Genomic DNA, 17496 nt, shown 5'->3' with positions numbered 1-17496 from the left:
CCCGAACATGTCGCGTGGGTGCAAAATGAGCTCAACGAAACACCCCGACAAATCCTCGGCGGCGCAACCCCACGTGAAATACTTAACGAACTATTCAAGCGTGGCGCATCCACCGCTTGATTCCGCCAGGCAATTTTGGAGTCCCAGTGCTCAGAATCTTCTGGATCCCAGCCCTGGATGACTTTGCCTGAGGTATCGAGAGTAGTCATGAGTTCCTCACAAGTCGTAGGTGTGTGACTCGTAATCTACCTGTGGCTAAGCTGTGGGGAGTAAAATAAACCGGAAAACGCCGTGCTTATTTAAGGCATATTGATGTTGCGTAATTCTGGTCCGAATTGTCATTGCAGGTTAGCCTGCCAAATAGTATTGGATTGCGTGCATGTCTAGGGTATGTGAAATCTGTCACCTTGAGATGGTGGGGAGAAGTAGACAGGTATGGAACGCACAAGCGTCAGCATAATTCTCAGTTCCGACCGCGTATTGTCCGGAGAAAAATCGGGCAAAGCGGGGGAACGGGCGCGAGAGATGTGTGAAGCGTATTCCGCTTCTGTACGGGCGGTTGAGATAGTTCCAGAAGGCGCAGAGCCTGTGGAATCCGCACTGAAGGAGGCTCTTCGCGCAGGCAACGACGTCATTGTCATCATTGGCGGCACGGGACTTGGCCGTACTAACTTCACCCCGGAAGTGACCCAGAAGTATATTTCGGCCCGTTTGTACGGTCTGGAGACGCAAGTACTTTTGCGCGGCCTGGAGTCATCCGCGAAGGCAGGGCTCTCGCGGGGAATTATCGGGATGACCCAACACGGGGGAGGCAGCCTTGTGGTCAATACCGCATCCTCAGTAGGGGCGGTTGAGGACGCCCTCGGGGTGGTTCTGCCTCTCTTGCCGGACATCTTCCGGTCTTGCCGATAGGTGTGGTTGATCCCGCCCTTCGCGCTCACCGGCGACCGTTCGTGGTCACATTTGGTGCCCACCGTGAGCGCGAAGGGCGGGGAGGCGGAGACTTCTCCCTTGGCGGTCACCGGCGGAAGTGGAGGACTAGCCGAGCGGCTGCCGGTGAGCGCGAAGGGCGGTGTGGGGAGTGAACGCAGGAAGCTCGCGCAGCTCCGAACGGGTGTCGTAGTCGCGTTCGGCGCCGGTGCCGGGAATCTCGATGAAGTTGGCGCCATGGATGAGGCGACGGACGGAGACGTTCCGAGCCGTAGGAAGGGAATCGAGCTGAGCTTGGAGCGCGGGAGCGCGCCAGAGGGAACACAGCGGCTGGAGGTAGCCGTCGGCGGCGCGGGTGAGTACGGCATCGGCCGTGGAGGAGACGAGGGCCGAGCGCAGACGGGGAAGCAGCTGCGGCGAATCGGGGGCATCCACGGCGAAGAGGGCGAGCTCGGAGCAGTGGGATAACGCCTGGGCGCCGGCCGCGATGCCGGCGACAGGACCACCGTAGAGCGGTGACTCGCACACCTGGGGCACGCCGAGGCGATGCGGGGAGACAGTTACGGTCGGGGTGCCGTAGGGAAGCTGGGCGAGCAGGCGGTCGATAAAGCGCGTGCCGTGGACAAAAAGGGAGGCCTTATCGGCGCCGCCCATGCGCCTGCCGTGACCGCCGGCGAGGATGACCGCGCCGAGCATTAGGACTCCGGGAGGGTGCGGGACCAGTCCCCGGAGCGGCCGCCGGATTTCGCCACGATTCCGCAGCGGCGGATATACGCGGAGCGGTCCACGCCCTTGACCATGTCGATGATGGCGAGCGCGGAAACGTTCACGGCCGTCAGAGCCTCCATTTCCACGCCGGTGCGGTCGGCGGTGCGGACGGTGGCGGAGATGGACACGTGGTCGTCGGCAAGCGTGAGCTCGACTGCGCAGCCGTGTACGCCGATGGTGTGTGCCAAAGGAAGTAGCTCGGGGACCTTCTTGGCGGCCGAAATGCCGGCGATGCGGGCAACGGCGAGGACATCGCCCTTGGGCACGGTGCCATCGCGCAAGGCGGTCATGACTTCCGGGGAACAGGCTACCTCGCCCTCAGCGGTGGCGGTGCGCACCGTGGGCTGCTTCTCGGTGACGTCGACCATGTAGGCGGCGCCGTCAGGGTTCAGGTGGGTAAATTCCATGGTTACTCCTTAATACAGATAAACGGTGATGTCCTCGCCCATGGCCGGCGGCTCGGAATCAATGAGGCAAAAGCCATTGGTGCCGGCCAGCGACACGATGCGGTGACTGCCGTGGGGCAGGTGCGAGGTGATGGCGGGCGCTGCCTGAAAGTCTACGGTGACGGGAACAATGGTCGGCCGTCCGCGGGAGGTGGGAAGGGGCGAATCCACCCGGGCGCGCAGGTTGACCCGCTGGCGTGGCGTGGGGTGTCCGGACAGTGCGGCGATAAGTGGCCGGGCATAGAGCTGGAAATCGACGAAGGCCGCTACGGGGTTGCCGGGCAAGCACAGCACCGGGGTGTCATTCCACAGGGAGTAGCCCTGCGGGGCACCCGGGCGCTGATCGACGTGTCCGAACCACGCGGAATCCGTGCGCCCGAGTACGGTGTGGACGACGTCGAAGGCGCCGGCGGATACTCCACCTGAAGTGATGATGAGGTCGTGGGAGGGGGCTAGCTCATCTAGCGCAGAGGCGAGGCCCGCAGGGGCATCACCCACGTGGACGTGTGCGTCTGCACCTGCAAGGGCAGCGAGCATCGGGCCATTGGAATCCGGTAGTTGGCCGGGGGCGAGCTGCGCGGGGGAAGAGACGAGTTCTTCGCCGGAAGAAATGACCGCGATGCGCGGGCGGCGGTAGGTCGAGACGGAATACACGCCGGCGGAGGTGAGCGCGGCAATGACGGCGGCATCGATAAGCGTGCCGACGGTGGCGACTGGCGCGCCGGGCTGGATGTCCTCGCCAGCGGGGCGGATATGCGACCTGGTGGGGGCCTCCGTGATGGTGACCTCGTCCGGAAGTGCTACCGGGCCGGCCGGGGTGGTGGTGTTTTCCACAGGAACGACGAGCATTCCTGCGGTATCGGCCACGGGGGCACCGGTCATGATGCGCACGGCGTGGCCGGTGGGTACATCGATGGGAGCCGCGCCGGCTGGTACATCGCCGGCGACGGGGAGGGTCCATGGCGCGGAGGAGGAAAGATCCGCGGCATGGACGAGGAAGCCATCCATCGCCGAATTGGCATGGGGCGGCACGGGGAAGCGCGCGGTGGCGTCGGCGGCGAGGACGCGGCCGATGAGGGAGGCGTCGACAGGCGCGGACTCGGCCGGTGGAGTCGAAGCCAGCGCGAGGACGGCATCGAGGTGCGCGGAGATGCTGCGGGGCGTGGACATAAGACTCAGGTTAGCCGCCAATGGCGGACATCGGACGGTCTGGTTGGAGGAAGCCCTCGTCATCAATGCCGTGACCGGGCTTTTTGGTCCACATTTCCCCGGCCCAAGCCTCCATGATCTCTGCATCGCTCGCGCCGGAGCGCAGCAGGTCCCGCAGCGGGGTTTCGGAATTGCCAAAGAGGCAATTGCGAATGGCGCCGTCGGTAGTAAGGCGGGTGCGGTCGCAATCGCCGCAGAAGGGGTGGGTGACCGAGGCAATGATGCCCAGCGTGCCGTGCGTGCCATCCGGAGCGCTGACCTCCCACAGGGCGGCGGGGGCGGAACCGCGTGGTTCGCGTGCCGGCGTCATGGAAAAGTGGGTGCGCAGTCGGGCGAGGATATCTTCGGCCGTGACCATGTCCTCGCGGCGCCACTGCTCGCGGGGCCCGAGCGGCATCTGCTCGATGAAGCGGAGCTGGGCGCTGTGGTGGACGGCATAGTCCGCCAGCGGAACGATGTCTTCTTCGTTGACCCCGGGCATGACCACGGCGTTGATCTTGATGGGGTGCAGGCCCGCGGCATCCGCGGCGGCGATGGCCTGCAACACGTGGTCGAGCCGGTCGCGGCGGGTGAGCGCGGCGTAGCGCTCGCGGTCGATGGTGTCGAGCGAGATATTGATGCGGTCGAGCCCGGCCGCGGCGAGGGCGCCGGCGCGCTTTTCTAGGCCAAGCCCGTTGGTGGTCAGCGCGGTGGAAGGGGCGCGACCCTGGTCGGTGCGCAGCTCCTTGGTCGCGGCAATAATCTTCTCCAGCGACTTGCGCAGCAGGGGCTCGCCGCCGGTAAACCGCACTTGGCGGATGCCCAGCTTGCCGACGCCTATGCGGATCAGCCGGATGGTTTCCTCGTCGTTCAAGGTTTGCTCTGTGGGCATCCACTCCAAACCTTCGGCCGGCATGCAATAGGTGCAACGCAGGTTGCAGCGATCCGTGAGGGAGACGCGCAGGTCACGGGCTTGGCGTCCATAGCGATCCAGCAGTGCGCGCGTGCCATCAGCGGCTGGTGCAGGTAGATCCGCCGGCGGTTTCGCTCGGCCTACGGTAGGCAGGGGCAAGGAAACCACGGGCTGCTGGGAGGAAGAGGTCATTGGTGCCAGTCTAAGAGAGGGGACGAGGTACACCAAGCTGCAACGGCGACTGACGCGAATTTATTCCTAGTTTTCCCGGCTTAAATCGGCGGCGCCGGTGACGTCGAGCCGCTGGGATTCACCCGGGCCCTTGAGCCGGATGATGTTGTACTCGCCCTCTGCCAGGTGGGCGCGCAAATCTTTCTTATCGAATTTGCCCACGGATGTCTTATCGATGGACTTCACAAAGGTCCAATACTCCGGCAGCATCCAGCTCGGCAGTTCCTTGCGCATGCTGGCGCGCAGGCGCTCCGCAGTCTCGATGGTGGGCGAGGCGCCCTCGGCCAATACGGTGACGGCGAGTGGGCGCTCGACCCATTGCTTATCGGGGTAGCCAATGACGGCGGCCTCGACGACAAGCTCGTCGGACATGATGAGGTTTTCTAGCTGCACGGAATAGATCCATTCGCCGCCGGAGCGAATGACATCGCGGGCGCGGTCCTCCACGGTAAGGAAGCCGTCCTTGGTAACAGAGCCGACGTCGCCAGTGCGCAGCCAGCCATCGGCGGTGAACTTATCCTCCGCGGCCTCGACTTGCTTGCCGCGGAATTCGGAGGCGATTTCGCCCGGCTCAGCGGTGGGCGAGTGGTAGTAGGAACCGGTGACCAGGTTACCGCGCACCTGCAGCTCGCCGGCATTGCGGTCGGTGCGAGCGACGACTTGCCCGTCGTTGACCACGCGGTATTCCAGTGAGGCGGGGATGCGGCCTTGGGATACGCGGTAGGCCCAGCGGGTATCGCCGGAGGCGCCCTGGGGCGGGCGGGCAACGCTGCCTACGGTGGAGGTTTCCACCATGCCCCACACGTGGACCACATCGACGCCGTAGCGCTCCTCCCACATCTTGATCAGCGTTGGCGGGACGGGGGAGCCGCCGGCGTAGATCTCGGTGAGCGTCATGCGCTCTGGTGGATGGTGCATGTAGTGGACAAAGAGCTGAATCCAGATGGTGGGCACGCCGTGTGCCACGCGCGGAGAAGTAGCGGCGATGGCTTTGGCTAGGGTGGGGGCGGACACATCGGCGTCGGGAAGCACCAGCGGGGTGCCCGTCATGAAACAGGTGAAGGGAACGCCCCAGCTGAGCACGTGGCAGATAGGAATGCAGCACAGGAAGGTCTCGCCGTGGGTAATGCACAGCGAGTCTGAGGAACGCAGCTGCATGGCCTCTAAATAGAGAGACCGGTGTGAATACAGCACTCCCTTGGGCGCGCCCGTGGTGCCCGTGGAATAGCACAACGCCGCGGCCGTGCGCTCATCTAGTTCGGGCCAGTCATAGACGGTAGAGCGGCCGTCGATAAGCGCCTCATAGGAATACACCTCAACCCCGCGGGGGAAAAGGTGAGCAAACTGCTGCGCTGGTTGGGCGCCGGTGATGATGACGCTTCCCACGGAGTCGGTGCCCACGAGCACCTTGCCCAGCTGCTGCGCCAAGCGGGGATCGCACACGATGGCGGAGATTTCCGCATGGTTAATAATGTGGCGGATCTGGTCATTCATCAGCTGCTTATTCAGCGGGGCAAAAATCGCGCCCTTGCAGGCGGTGCCGAACATTACCTCCAAGTGCTCGGCGCAATTCCACATAAAGCTGCCCACGCGCTCATCGCTGGTGATACCCAATTCATCGTGAATGGCGTGGGCGAACGCGGCGGCGCGGGCAGCGATATCGCGGAAGGTAACTTCCTCGGCCGGATCGAATTCTGAGCCGGTGCCCTCACCGTGCCAGGTGGTAACCGTGGTGTCCCCGTGTACCGAGGCACCGTATTCCAAAATGCGGGTCAGGGAGAGGGGGATATCCATCATCGTGGAAAGCATGCCTCTACTGTAGCGGTGTCATGGTGCGGGCGTTGCTCCCTATGCGTTATACTTGTTCGCGACTGGTAGGAAACCGGAAAGTTTTAGCTCCCCTTTCCTATGCATTCGGGCCCAGAGAAGTATTTTTGCCCGCAGTCGTTTCTTGATTTCTTCCGGTTCGTGCACTCGCTGTGCGAAGTCTCCACAAGGACACGGAAGAGGCCTCATACTTATTGCCCGGCAGGACGCGCATGCGCCTTGGCACGAGGGCGAGAAGTCCTAGAAAAATACACATTGGCTTCCAGTGCAACGCCGCGAGCATAGGCTGCGGCGGCTCCCGCATAATCGGACCTGGTCAAGCAACGAAAGGATATCCGTGAGCGAAACGGACAACACCGCAGCACAGGATCTTGCATCCCTGAAGCTGCCGGAATTGCGCAAAATGGCCGCAGAGCGCGGCCTACGTGGTGTCTCTGCCCTGCGCAAGGGGGATCTCATCACCGCCATCAAAACCGGAAAGGTTCCGCCTAAGGCCAAGGCCAAGGTGGAAAAGGCCGTTCAGGTAGAAAAGGCGGAGAAAGCAGATAAGCCGCGCAAAAAGGCGCAGGAAGATGCGCCGCAGAGGGCGGAAAAGCAGGAAGAATCCGGCGAGAAGCAGGATAACCGCCAGCAGAGCTCTGGCGAGGAGCAGCGCTATGAGTCGCGCTCCCAGGCCCGCCGCGCTCGCCGCAACCGCGCCCGCCGCCAAGAGCGTCAGGAGCGCCAAGAACAGCAAGAGCGCGAGGAGCGCAACCGCAACGAGGAGCAGGGCGGCGCTAAGGATAACCGCGACAATAACTCCCAGGATGGCTCCGATAATCAGGGCGAGAAGAATGACCGCGGCGATAATAAGCAGCGCGGCAACCGCCACGAGGACAACAATAACCACGAGCGCGGCAATCGCCGTGGGCGCCGCAACCGCCGCAACCGCCGCGGCCGCGGAAATAACAATGACAATAATGGCGGCAATGATTTGCAGGTCCGCGAGGGCGATGAGCTGCAGGCTGTCGGCGGCATCTTGGACGTCGTAGACAATAATGTCGCTTTCCTGCGCACCACGGGCTACCGCGCCGCGGCTTCCGACGTCTTTGTGAACAACGGCATCGTCCGCCGCCTAGGCCTGCGCTCTGGTGACGCCATTACCGGTCAGGTCAAGGTTTCCGGCCCGACGCATACGCACGGCAATGGCCGCAACCGCCGCAAGTACAACCAGCTGGTACAGGTCGATACCGTCAACGGCATTGATCCGGAAGGCGCAAAGCAGCGCCCGCACTTTAATAAGCTGACCCCGCTGTACCCGAATAAGCGCCTGCGTTTGGAAACGGATCCGAAGATCCTCACCACCCGCGTCATTGACCTCATCATGCCGATTGGTAAGGGCCAGCGCGCGCTTATCGTCTCCCCGCCAAAGGCCGGCAAGACGACGATTCTGCAGAATATCGCCAACGCGATTTCTACCAATAATCCGGAGTGCTACCTCATGGTCGTCCTCGTAGACGAGCGCCCTGAGGAAGTTACGGACATGCAGCGCTCCGTCAACGGTGAGGTTATTGCCTCCACCTTTGACCGCCCGCCATCAGAGCACACCTCCGTAGCGGAGCTGGCTATCGAGCGCGCCAAGCGCCTGGTGGAGCAGGGCAAGGACGTCGTGGTCCTGCTGGATTCCATTACCCGCCTCGGCCGCGCTTATAACAATTCCTCCCCGGCTTCTGGCCGCATTCTCTCCGGCGGTGTGGACTCCAATGCGCTCTACCCGCCAAAGCGTTTCCTGGGTGCCGCCCGCAATATCGAAGAGGGTGGTTCGCTGACGATTATCGCCACCGCCATGGTGGAGACCGGCTCTACCGGCGATACCGTCATCTTCGAGGAATTCAAGGGCACAGGCAACGCCGAGCTGAAGCTGGACCGTGGCATCTCTGAGCGCCGCGTCTTCCCGGCCGTGGACGTCAATCCGTCCGGCACCCGTAAGGACGAGCTGCTGCTCGTTCCAGAGGAGGCACGCATTATGACCAAGCTGCGTCGCATCCTCTCCGCCCTGGATTCCCACCAGGCCATTGACCTGCTCATTAAGCAGCTGAAGAAGACCCGCTCCAATGGCGAGTTCTTGATGCAGGTGGCCTCCTCGGCCCCGATGGCTGCGGATAAGGATGAAGAAGATTATGTCTAATCAGGTTTCGCTCGTTGATGACATCGTGTCCGAGTACCAGGGCATTGAGATGCAGATGGCCGATCCGGAAGTAGCCGGCGACCAGAAGCAATTCCGCAAGCTTTCCAAGCGCTACGCGGAGCTGCGCCCCATCATCATGGTCAATGATGAGCTGACCCAGGCGCGCGAGGATCTCGCTGATGCCAAGGAGATGGCCTATGAGGACCATGACTTTCAGGAGGAAGCGGACCGCCTAGAAAAGTCCGTGGAGAGCTTGGAAGAAAAGCTCGCTGACCTGCTCGCGCCGCGCGATGAGCAGGATTCCGAGGACATCATTATGGAAATCAAGGCCGGCGCGGGCGGCGAAGAAGCGGCCCTCTTTGCCGGCGACTTGGCCCGCATGTACGAGCGTTATGCGGACAAGACGGGCTTTAACTGGGAGGTCTTGGGCCTCAATGAGTCCGATTTGGGCGGTGTGAAGGATATGACCATTTCCTTCCGCTCCAAGTCCCCGTCGCGCGATGGTGCATGGTCCGTATTCAAGTTTGAGGGCGGCGTGCACCGCGTGCAGCGCGTTCCGGTTACCGAGTCCCAGGGTCGCATTCAGACCTCTGCCGCCGGCGTGCTGGTCTACCCGGAGCCGGAAGAGGTCGAGTCCGTCAATATCGATGACAAGGATATTCGCGTCGACGTCTACCGTTCTTCCGGTAAGGGCGGTCAGGGCGTGAACACCACCGACTCCGCGGTGCGTATTACCCACCTGCCTACTGGGCTTATCGTGACCTGCCAGAAGGAGCGTTCCCAGATTCAGAATAAGGCGCGTGCGCTGCAGGTTCTGCAGGCCCGTCTGGATCAAATGGAGCGCGAGGCGCGTGAGGCTGAGGCCGGCGAGCAGCGCGCCTCTCAGGTGCGCACCATGGACCGTTCCGAGCGCATCCGTACCTATAACTGGCCGGAAAACCGCATCACGGATCACCGCATTGGTTACAAGGCCAATAACTTGGACTCCGTGTTGAACGGTGACATGAATGACCTTATTAAGGCTCTGCAGGACCAAGAGCGCGCTGAGCGCCTCGAGGCCGAAGGGTAAACCAGCGTGGATAACACGTATGGACGGGCGCTGCGCCGCGGGGTGCAGCGCCTTCGTGCTGCCGGGGTGGCCAGCCCCGAATGGGATGCACGCACCATGGCCGCGCACCTAATCCACTGCGGCCACATGGATATCCCGCTCGATCAGTCTCCTATGCCCGGCTTCGACGTGGCCTTTGATGCACTGCTGCGCCGCCGAGAGGCCCGCGAGCCTTTGCAGTACGTACTAGGCAGCGCCTGGTTCGGACCGCTGGAGCTCAAGGTGGGCCCGGGCGTGTTTATCCCGCGGCCGGAAACAGAGGTTATGGCGGACTGGGCGGTGCGCAATGCCGAAGGCCCGCGGCTGGTTGATTTGTGCACCGGCACGGGCGCGTTGGCGCTCTACCTCCACCACTATCTGCCTGACGCGCAGGTGAAGGCAGTGGAGCTTGCCGACGCCGCCTTGGCCTACACTCAAGCCAATACCCATAACACCGGGGTAGAGGTTATCCAGGCCGACGCCACTGCCGGCGACACCTTGGCGGACTGGAATGGGACCGTGGACCTTCTCGTGACCAACCCGCCCTACGTGCCGGAGACCCCGGATCTTGAACCGGAGGTATATCACGACCCGCATAACGCGGTTTTTGCCGGAGCGGATGGGATGGGGGTCATTACCGGCCTTATCCCGACCATTGCGCGCCTTGTGCGCCCGGGCGGCAAGCTAGCTATCGAACATGACGACTCCGCGAGCGAGGCCGTACAAGCCGCATTGGCCAAACACGGCGGCTTTGAACAGATCGCCGCGCTGCAAGACCTGACAGGAACGCCCCGCTTTGTCACTGCGGTGCGCGGGGTAGACTAGGACACCATTGAGGGCAAGAAGGGGAAAAGATTATGCAAGGAAAGATTTTTAACTGCGCCGATGATGCCGAGCGTGAAGAGGGCATGAACATTGCGGTCAAGGCTGCGCAATCCGGTCGCCTTGTGGTCATGCCCACCGATACGCTCTATGGCCTCGGCTGCGATGCCTTTGATAACGATGCCGTAGCCAACCTCTTGGCCACCAAACAGCGTGGCCCAGATATGCCGGTGCCAGTATTGGTGGGTTCCTGGGATACCGTTCGCGGTCTGGTTGCTTCCTATACCGATACCGCGCGTGACTTGGTGGAGGCCTTCTGGCCTGGTGGTCTGTCCATTGTCGTTCCGCAAGCACCGTCCCTGCCGTGGAACCTCGGCGATACCCGCGGCACCGTGATGCTGCGCATGCCGTTGCACCCCATTGCCATCGAGCTGCTGCGCGAGGTTGGCCCCATGGCTGTCTCCTCTGCCAATATCTCTGGTCACCAGCCGCCGACCACGGCGCTTATGGCCAAGCAGCAGCTTGGTAAAGCCGTGACGGTTTACTTGGATGGGGGAGAGACGGCCGTTGGCAAGCCGTCGACCATCATGGATCTCTCTGGTGAGCGCCCGTACCTGCTACGCGAAGGAGCGCTCTCGGCCGAGGAAATCGGCGAGGTTATCGGCGTCGACGCGCAGACCCTGCGTACCCGCCCACAGGCTTAAGGGGGAATTCGCGTGAGCGGCAGTGGTGTCCCGCTGCGCGAGCTGGCCCTCGTCATCCTCGTCGCAGCAGCATTTACGTATCTCACCACCGGTGTGGTGCGCTCCTTTTTGGTGCGCACCGGCCGCGTGGCGGAGATTCGGCTGCGCGACGCCCACACACAGCCCACCCCGCGCATGGGTGGGGTGGCCATGTTTACTGGCTTCGTGGCGGCGATATTCCTCGCAGCCCAGCTTCCAGCCTTGACTCGGGGCTTTATGCCCGTTACTCCGGAGATGAATGCGGTGCTGTGGGCGGCCCTGGCGCTCGTGCTTGTCGGAGTGGTTGATGACTTGGTGGAACTGAGCGCGATAGTGAAGCTTTTTGGCCAGCTCTTTGCGGCCACCTTGATGAGCGGGCTGGGCCTTACCTGGACGCTGCTTTTCATCCCTTTTGGCGGCGGTACCACGGTAGTCCTCGACCAATTGCAAAGCACCCTGCTTACCGCATTTTTTACCGTTTTGCTCATCAATGCCATTAACTTTGTTGACGGCCTCGATGGCCTAGCGGCAGGCCTTGGCATGATTGCGGGCGGGGCAATTCTGGTGTTTTCTTTGACGGTTCTCCACGACCAAGGCGGTGCAGTCTCGGCCTACCCACCGGCCATCATCAGCGCTGCCCTAGTGGGAATGTGCGCTGGATTCTTGCCGCATAACTTCGAACCGTCTCGCATCTTCATGGGCGATTCTGGCTCGATGCTTATTGGACTCTTGCTCGCTGCGGCCTCGACTTCCGCGTCTGGCAAGATCAACATGTCGCTTTATGGCACGGTGGACATTGTCGCCTTGATGTCGCCCATCATTGTGGTGGTCGCAGCAGTGTTTATTCCAGTCCTGGACCTTGTCTGGGCGGTGATTCGCCGCCTGTCTCAAGGGCGCTCGCCGTTTGCTGCAGATAAGGCGCACATCCATCACCGCCTACTCTCGCTCGGCCATACCCACCGCCGGACTGTGCTGGTCCTTTACCTGTGGGTCTCCGCCGTGGCCTTCGGCGCGGTGTCCTTTTCCATCGTGCCCGCGCCGGTGGCCATCGGCGTCACCATCGTTGCCTTGGTCCTTGCGTTTGCGGCGACCCTGGTACCTTTGCGGCAAGGAAAGATTGGCCCCGCTGTTCGGGAGACTGTCGTGGTGAAGGAATCCGAGCCCACGTGAGGTAGGGTGTGTAGCCGTGAGTGAAGCACAAGCGACTACGCAACCCTCGGAATTTGATGACCACCGCCGTCCTATGCAAAGAGCGGTCAAGCTGGGTGGTCTTGCCCTGCTGGTTATCACGGTGGTCTCCTTAGCCGTCTGGGGCGGTATCAGTGGTCTCCCCGGTATTTGGGGAGTCCTAGTCGGTGCCGCTATCGGTGGCGGCTTCGTCTTATTTACCGCCTTGTCGGTCTTGCTGACTGCCAATACCACTCCCGCCAACACCATGGCCGTGGTGCTGGGCGGTTGGTTGCTCAAGGTCATCGTCTTGGTCATGGTGCTTCTCGTAATCCGAGATATGGATTTCTATGACAACGTGGCGCTGTTCGTGACCGTGATGCTGGCCCTTTTTGCCACTTTGGGCACGGAGGTATGGGCCGTCGTCACCTCGCGGGTCACCTACGTCTCGTAGCAGGCAAGTGGCCTTTGTACGGGCCCACCGCTTTTCCTTAAGGAAAGGCGGTGGGCCCTTTTGCGCTGTGTGCATGCAATCGTTTCTGTTGGGGTTACCCCCGTCAAGGTGGGGAAATACGCCAGTGTGATGAACTCCACGTAGCAGGATTTAGGCAGAATGTGGCCTTTTTGTTGTGAATTTGTGGCGGAATTGAGCCTGCAGCGGCGAAACTAGGGCCGTTAGTGGCCCCCCACGTGCGAAAACTCTTGATCTAACTGATACGCTTTTCTTCGGGTTACCGCGGGCTAGCGCAAAAGCTGGCTTTCGCAGCGGTGAATCCCTGTCTTATGCACGCTGATGTGCGACGGAGTCCGTGTGTGAGGCAGAGAGTTTGAGACGTCCATCGCACCACACGGCCTTCGACAAGCTGTGTGGCCCGAACACGGGAGAGAACGCTGAGCGTTACAACATTGGCCATGAAGGGTAGCTTCCATGCACCCGAACTGGACCCAGAATTTTTCCCGGGGCACGTAACCGATGATGGCGGAGTCGTTGACCTCTGGTTGAGCGATTTTGCCAACGGTTGGTTCGCTTTGGATCGCATCATGCTCGTTCGCCTTCTGATGGCGGCCGTGCTGGTGCTCCTATTTGTTGTCGCCTTCAGGAACCCCAAGCTGGTTCCTAAAGGAATTCAAAACGTAGGCGAGCATGCGATTGACTTCGTGCGAGTTCAGATCGCAGAAGACATCTTGGGCAAGAAGGAAGGACGTCGCTTCCTTCCACTTTTGGCCTCTATCTTCTTTGCAGTTTTGTTCTGGAACCTCACAACTATTGTGCCGGGTCTGAACATTTCTCCGAACGCCCGTATCGGTATGCCAATCGTCTTGGCAGCTGTTGCGTATATCGCCATGATTTACGCCGGCGCTAAGCGCTACGGCTTTGGCAAGTTCATCAAGTCCTCGGTGGTTATTCCTAACCTGCCGCCGGCCTTGCACATTCTTGTCGTGCCGATTGAGGCATTCTCTACGTTTGTTATGCGCCCAGTCACCCTGGCTCTTCGTCTTATGGCGAACTTCCTGGCTGGCCACCTCATTTTGGTCCTGTTGTACTCGGCTACGAACTTCTTCTTCTTCCAGTTCAACGCCTGGACCGCAGTGGGTGGCTTGACCCTGGTCGCAGCGGTTCTGTTCACGCTTTACGAGCTTATCGTCATCTTCCTGCAGGCATACATCTTTGCCCTGCTGACGGCGGTATACATCGAATTGTCGTTGCATGCAGATTCGCACTAACAACAACGCGAACCTCGCGGTTAACTAAATACCCCAAAATCAAACCAACACCGCCCCGCAGGACACTCCCGCGGGATATACATTGAAAGGGAACGACTTTCACATGAACGAGATCATCCTGGCTCAGGACGCAGCAACCACCTCCTTCGACGGCCTTCAGTCCCTCGGCTACGGCCTGGCCACCATCGGCCCGGGCCTGGGCATCGGCATCCTCGTTGGCAAGACCGTTGAAGGCATGGCACGCCAGCCTGAGATGGCCGGCCAGCTGCGTACCACCATGTTCCTGGGTATCGCCTTCGTTGAGGCACTTGCCCTCATCGGCCTCGTTGCAGGCTTCCTGTTCTAAAGAACGCTTTACACAAGTAAATCGAACTTTAAGAACGGAGACCCATGAACAACGTCATTTACTACCTTGCAGCAGAAGGAAGTGAGCACCTGCCGCTGGAGAGCGGCAACTCCATCCTCCTGCCCAAGATGTACGACTTAGTCTGGTCAATCATTCCGTTCGCCATCATCTTGCTGATTTTCGCGAAGTTCGTTCTTCCGAAGTACAGCCAGATGCTGCAGGAGCGTGAAGACCGGATCGAGGGCGGCTTGAAGCGTGCCAAGGCCCAGCAGGCCGAGGCTAAGGCTGCTCTGGAAAAGTACAATGCTCAGCTGGCCGATGCCCGTGCAGAGGCAGCCGAGATCCGCGAGCAGGCGCGCGAGCGCGGTAAGCAGATTGAGGCCGAGGCTAAGACCAACGCGGAAGAAGAGTCCCGCCGCATCGTCGCCAATGGCGAGAAGCAGCTGGAGGCTTCCCGCTCGCAGGTTGTTACTGAGCTGCGTTCCGAAATGGGCCAGAACTCCATCAACCTGGCGGAGAAGATTCTGGGCGGCGAGCTTTCCGACGCCTCTAAGAAGTCCTCCACCATTGATGGCTTCTTGTCCGAGCTCGACTCTGTGGCACCGGCCGGAAAGTAGGCAACTATGAAGGCAGCTAGCCGCGAAGCACTCGCAACCTCACAAACTCGCTTGGATGAGATCCTGGGAGGCGACAACAATGTCGCGACCGCCGCGCAGGCGGGCCTGGATATCTTCGAGGTTGTCGATGTCTTGGATGCAGACCGTGAATTGCGCGTCGTATTTACCGATATCGCCGCCCCGAGCGAGGCACGCAAGTCCCTGGCTGAGACCCTGTTTGGCTCCAAGATTTCCGATGGCGCATTGCGCATCATCCAGGAAGCTGCGGCCGCACAGTGGTCCACCCCGAAGGACTTTGTCAAGGGCTTGGTGTCCCTGGGCCGCCGCGCATTGCTGCGTGGTGCTGAGGCGCAGGGTCAGCTGGGCCAGGTAGAAGACGAGCTCTTCCGCCTGTCCCAGATCCTTGACCGTGAGGGCGAGCTCACCCAGCTGCTTTCCGACCGAACTGCTGATTCCGCCCGCAAGCGCGGATTGCTGGCAAACGTGCTCTACGGCAAGGTCACGATGTTTACTGAGGCCCTTGTGCTTCAGGCCATCTCCCGCCCAGAGCAGAACCCGATCGATGACGTAGCCGCACTGGCTGATTCTGCAGCTGACCTGCAGGACCGCACCATTGCGCGCGTTACCGCAGCGGGTGAACTAAACGAAGGCCAGCAAGCAGTACTCGCTGAGAAGCTGGGCAAAATTTATGGTCGTGCGATGTCCATTCACTCTGAGGTTGACACCAGCCTCCTCGGTGGCATGCGCATCCGCGTCGGCGATGAAGTCATTGATGGCTCCACGGCAGGCAAGATTGCCCGCCTGCGTGCCCAGATGGCGTAGCCGAAACGACAGAAACGATTTAAGTAAGTGCTGGAAGATACTACCGAGAGCAGGAAGAACATGGCGGAGCTGACGATCTCCTCCGACGAGATCCGTAGTGCGATTGCGAACTACACCTCGAGCTACTCCGCGGAGGCCTCCCGTGAGGAGGTCGGCGTGGTCATTTCGGCAGCTGACGGTATTGCGCAGGTTTCTGGCCTGCCGTCCGTTATGGCGAATGAGCTGCTCGAGTTCCCAGGCGGCGTGATTGGCGTCGCACAGAACCTTGACACTAACTCCATCGGTGTCGTGGTCCTGGGCAACTTCGAGTCCCTCAAGGAGGGCGACGAGGTTAAGAGGACCGGCGAGGTTCTCTCCATCCCAGTGGGCGAGGAATTCCTCGGCCGCGTAATTAACCCATTGGGTCAGCCGATCGATGGCATGGGCCCAATCAACGCTGAAGAGGAGCGCGTCCTCGAGCTGCAAGCACCATCCGTGCTGCAGCGCCAGCCGGTTGAAGAGCCAATGCAGACCGGCATCAAGGCTATCGACGCAATGACCCCGATCGGCCGCGGCCAGCGCCAGCTGGTCATCGGTGACCGTAAGACCGGTAAGACCGCGGTCTGCATCGATACCATTTTGAACCAGAAGGCTAACTGGGAGTCCGGCGACAAGGACAAGCAGGTACGCTGCATCTACGTCGCTATCGGCCAGAAGGGCTCGACCATCGCTGGCGTGCGCCGCACCCTTGAGGAGCACGGTGCACTGGATTACACCACCATCGTGGCCGCACCGGCTTCCGATTCCGCCGGCTTCAAGTGGCTAGCACCGTTCTCCGGTGCAGCGCTGGGGCAGCACTGGATGTACCAGGGCAACCACGTCCTGGTAATCTACGATGACTTGACCAAGCAGGCTGAGGCCTACCGTGCCATTTCCTTGCTGCTGCGCCGTCCGCCGGGACGCGAGGCATACCCAGGCGATGTGTTCTACCTGCACTCCCGCCTGCTGGAGCGTGCTGCAAAGCTTTCCGACGACATGGGTGCCGGCTCCATGACCGCCCTGCCGATCATCGAGACTAAGGCAAACGACGTCGGCGCCTTCATTCCGACCAACGTCATTTCCATTACTGACGGCCAGGTCTTCTTGGAGTCCGACCTGTTCAACCAGGGCGTTCGCCCGGCTATTAACGTCGGTGTTTCCGTCTCCCGTGTCGGTGGCGCTGCACAGACCAAGGGCATGAAGAAGGTCGCCGGTAACCTGCGTCTGGACCTGGCTTCCTACCGTGACCTGCAGGCCTTCGCGGCATTCGCATCTGACCTTGATGCTGCCTCCAAGGCTCAGTTGGAGCGCGGTTCCCGTCTGGTCGAGCTGCTGAAGCAGTCGGAGTCCTCCCCGCAGCCGGTGGAGTACCAGATGGTGTCCATCTACCTCGCCGAGGCTGGCATCTTCGACGTCGTTCCCGTTGAAGATGTCCGCCGCTTCGAGGACGAGGTGCACGAGTACCTCAATGCCAATACCCCAGAGGTCTTTGAGCAGATTTCCGGCGGCAAGCCGCTGACCGATGAGTCCAAGGACGCATTGGTTGCGGCAGCTAAGGACTTCCAGCCGACCTTCCGCACCTCCGAGGGCCACAACCTAGGCTCCGAGGCGCCGGTAGAGCCGTTGGATGAAAGCGACGTAAAGAACACCGAGCTCAACGTCTCCCGCAAGACGGCTAAGTAGAGTTCAGAACTCAAAAC

At 61.1% G+C, this 17496-nt stretch carries 17 protein-coding genes and 1 pseudogene; 13 read left to right on the top strand and 5 right to left on the bottom strand.

All coding sequences use genetic code 11. From position 1 onward, the window contains the following. Both QP934_RS05240 and QP934_RS05235 read left to right on the top strand, forming a co-directional pair. Window positions 1-120: pseudogene (locus QP934_RS05240) on the top strand (IS30 family transposase); the annotation flags it as partial. 315 nt (window positions 121-435) lie between these two features. Then, window positions 436-912 (top strand): molybdopterin-binding protein, encoded by a 477-nt coding sequence (locus QP934_RS05235; protein WP_419126973.1) that lies wholly within the window; start codon window positions 436-438, stop codon window positions 910-912. Between the two features lie 126 nt (window positions 913-1038). Here the strand turns inward: QP934_RS05235 and mobA are convergent, their stop codons facing one another. The 5 genes from mobA to QP934_RS05210 form a co-directional block, all read right to left on the bottom strand. Further along, complete coding sequence (gene mobA / locus QP934_RS05230; RefSeq protein WP_419126972.1) at window positions 1039-1626, bottom strand: molybdenum cofactor guanylyltransferase; 588 nt, start codon at window positions 1624-1626, stop codon at window positions 1039-1041. Beyond that, on the bottom strand, window positions 1626-2105 hold the full coding sequence (gene moaC, locus QP934_RS05225; protein ID WP_419126971.1) for a cyclic pyranopterin monophosphate synthase MoaC: 480 nt from the start codon (window positions 2103-2105) through the stop codon (window positions 1626-1628). Before moaC ends, mobA begins: the two co-directional genes overlap by 1 nt. 9 nt (window positions 2106-2114) lie before the next feature. Next, the gene (locus QP934_RS05220) at window positions 2115-3314 is read right to left on the bottom strand and encodes a molybdopterin molybdotransferase MoeA (RefSeq protein WP_419126970.1); all 1200 of its coding nucleotides are present in this window, start codon (window positions 3312-3314) and stop codon (window positions 2115-2117) included. Between the two features lie 10 nt (window positions 3315-3324). Beyond that, window positions 3325-4437, bottom strand: a complete 1113-nt coding sequence (gene moaA / locus QP934_RS05215; protein WP_419126969.1) for a GTP 3',8-cyclase MoaA — start codon at window positions 4435-4437, stop codon at window positions 3325-3327. A 66-nt stretch (window positions 4438-4503) separates the two neighbouring features. Continuing rightward, complete coding sequence (locus tag QP934_RS05210) at window positions 4504-6285, bottom strand: long-chain fatty-acid--CoA ligase (RefSeq protein ID WP_269953380.1); 1782 nt, start codon at window positions 6283-6285, stop codon at window positions 4504-4506. 355 nt (window positions 6286-6640) lie between these two features. Here QP934_RS05210 and rho point away from each other — a divergent pair, with 355 nt between their 5' ends. The 11 genes from rho (at window position 6641) to atpA (ending at window position 17479) form a co-directional block, all read left to right on the top strand. Continuing rightward, complete coding sequence (gene rho / locus QP934_RS05205; RefSeq protein WP_419126968.1) at window positions 6641-8470, top strand: transcription termination factor Rho; 1830 nt, start codon at window positions 6641-6643, stop codon at window positions 8468-8470. Further along, the gene (prfA, locus tag QP934_RS05200; RefSeq protein ID WP_040425038.1) at window positions 8463-9539 is read left to right on the top strand and encodes a peptide chain release factor 1; all 1077 of its coding nucleotides are present in this window, start codon (window positions 8463-8465) and stop codon (window positions 9537-9539) included. The genes rho and prfA overlap by 8 nt, the downstream gene beginning before the upstream one ends. Window positions 9540-9545: 6 nt before the next feature. Then, a complete protein-coding gene (gene prmC / locus QP934_RS05195) occupies window positions 9546-10382 on the top strand; it encodes a peptide chain release factor N(5)-glutamine methyltransferase (protein ID WP_419126967.1) in 837 nt (278 codons plus the stop codon). A gap of 32 nt (window positions 10383-10414) precedes the next feature. Beyond that, on the top strand, window positions 10415-11083 hold the full coding sequence (locus QP934_RS05190; protein ID WP_419126966.1) for an L-threonylcarbamoyladenylate synthase: 669 nt from the start codon (window positions 10415-10417) through the stop codon (window positions 11081-11083). Window positions 11084-11095: 12 nt separating this feature from the next. Beyond that, window positions 11096-12271 (top strand): MraY family glycosyltransferase, encoded by a 1176-nt coding sequence (locus QP934_RS05185; RefSeq protein WP_269953382.1) that lies wholly within the window; start codon window positions 11096-11098, stop codon window positions 12269-12271. A 73-nt stretch (window positions 12272-12344) separates the two neighbouring features. Next, a complete protein-coding gene (locus QP934_RS05180; RefSeq protein ID WP_269953440.1) occupies window positions 12345-12722 on the top strand; it encodes a hypothetical protein in 378 nt (125 codons plus the stop codon). A 458-nt stretch (window positions 12723-13180) separates the two neighbouring features. Continuing rightward, a complete protein-coding gene (gene atpB / locus QP934_RS05175) occupies window positions 13181-13993 on the top strand; it encodes a F0F1 ATP synthase subunit A (protein WP_049361382.1) in 813 nt (270 codons plus the stop codon). 103 nt (window positions 13994-14096) lie between these two features. Next, window positions 14097-14339 carry an ATP synthase F0 subunit C gene (locus QP934_RS05170; RefSeq protein ID WP_049361381.1) on the top strand — a complete coding sequence of 81 codons (243 nt, stop codon included), beginning with the start codon at window positions 14097-14099 and terminating at the stop codon, window positions 14337-14339. Between the two features lie 44 nt (window positions 14340-14383). Then, window positions 14384-14956 carry a F0F1 ATP synthase subunit B gene (locus QP934_RS05165; RefSeq protein ID WP_049361380.1) on the top strand — a complete coding sequence of 191 codons (573 nt, stop codon included), beginning with the start codon at window positions 14384-14386 and terminating at the stop codon, window positions 14954-14956. A gap of 6 nt (window positions 14957-14962) precedes the next feature. Further along, window positions 14963-15778 (top strand): F0F1 ATP synthase subunit delta, encoded by an 816-nt coding sequence (locus QP934_RS05160; RefSeq protein WP_337888522.1) that lies wholly within the window; start codon window positions 14963-14965, stop codon window positions 15776-15778. Between the two features lie 60 nt (window positions 15779-15838). Then, on the top strand, window positions 15839-17479 hold the full coding sequence (gene atpA / locus QP934_RS05155) for a F0F1 ATP synthase subunit alpha (protein ID WP_023021750.1): 1641 nt from the start codon (window positions 15839-15841) through the stop codon (window positions 17477-17479). Window positions 17480-17496 lie beyond the last annotated feature (17 nt).

The organism is Corynebacterium sp. MSK122 (assembly GCF_030229435.2).
Classification (GTDB): domain Bacteria; phylum Actinomycetota; class Actinomycetes; order Mycobacteriales; family Mycobacteriaceae; genus Corynebacterium; species Corynebacterium marquesiae.
The sequence above is the reverse complement of the archived record's forward strand: the minus strand, read 5'-3'. Positions and strand labels throughout refer to the sequence as shown.

Excerpts from the sequence above, each read along its gene's own strand:
- QP934_RS05160 (WP_337888522.1), top strand. The coding sequence starts at position 14,963 with ATGAAGGCAGCTAGCCGCGAAGCACTCGCAACCTCACAAACTCGCTTG.
- mobA (WP_419126972.1), bottom strand. The coding sequence starts at position 1,626 with ATGCTCGGCGCGGTCATCCTCGCCGGCGGTCACGGCAGGCGCATGGGC.
- QP934_RS05210 (WP_269953380.1), bottom strand. The coding sequence starts at position 6,285 with ATGCTTTCCACGATGATGGATATCCCCCTCTCCCTGACCCGCATTTTG.
- QP934_RS05170 (WP_049361381.1), top strand. The coding sequence starts at position 14,097 with ATGAACGAGATCATCCTGGCTCAGGACGCAGCAACCACCTCCTTCGAC.
- prfA (WP_040425038.1), top strand. The coding sequence starts at position 8,463 with ATGTCTAATCAGGTTTCGCTCGTTGATGACATCGTGTCCGAGTACCAG.
- QP934_RS05235 (WP_419126973.1), top strand. The coding sequence starts at position 436 with ATGGAACGCACAAGCGTCAGCATAATTCTCAGTTCCGACCGCGTATTG.
- moaC (WP_419126971.1), bottom strand. The coding sequence starts at position 2,105 with ATGGAATTTACCCACCTGAACCCTGACGGCGCCGCCTACATGGTCGAC.
- atpA (WP_023021750.1), top strand. The coding sequence starts at position 15,839 with ATGGCGGAGCTGACGATCTCCTCCGACGAGATCCGTAGTGCGATTGCG.
- QP934_RS05190 (WP_419126966.1), top strand. The coding sequence starts at position 10,415 with ATGCAAGGAAAGATTTTTAACTGCGCCGATGATGCCGAGCGTGAAGAG.
- QP934_RS05165 (WP_049361380.1), top strand. The coding sequence starts at position 14,384 with ATGAACAACGTCATTTACTACCTTGCAGCAGAAGGAAGTGAGCACCTG.
- atpB (WP_049361382.1), top strand. The coding sequence starts at position 13,181 with ATGAAGGGTAGCTTCCATGCACCCGAACTGGACCCAGAATTTTTCCCG.
- moaA (WP_419126969.1), bottom strand. The coding sequence starts at position 4,437 with ATGACCTCTTCCTCCCAGCAGCCCGTGGTTTCCTTGCCCCTGCCTACC.
- QP934_RS05180 (WP_269953440.1), top strand. The coding sequence starts at position 12,345 with ATGCAAAGAGCGGTCAAGCTGGGTGGTCTTGCCCTGCTGGTTATCACG.
- QP934_RS05220 (WP_419126970.1), bottom strand. The coding sequence starts at position 3,314 with ATGTCCACGCCCCGCAGCATCTCCGCGCACCTCGATGCCGTCCTCGCG.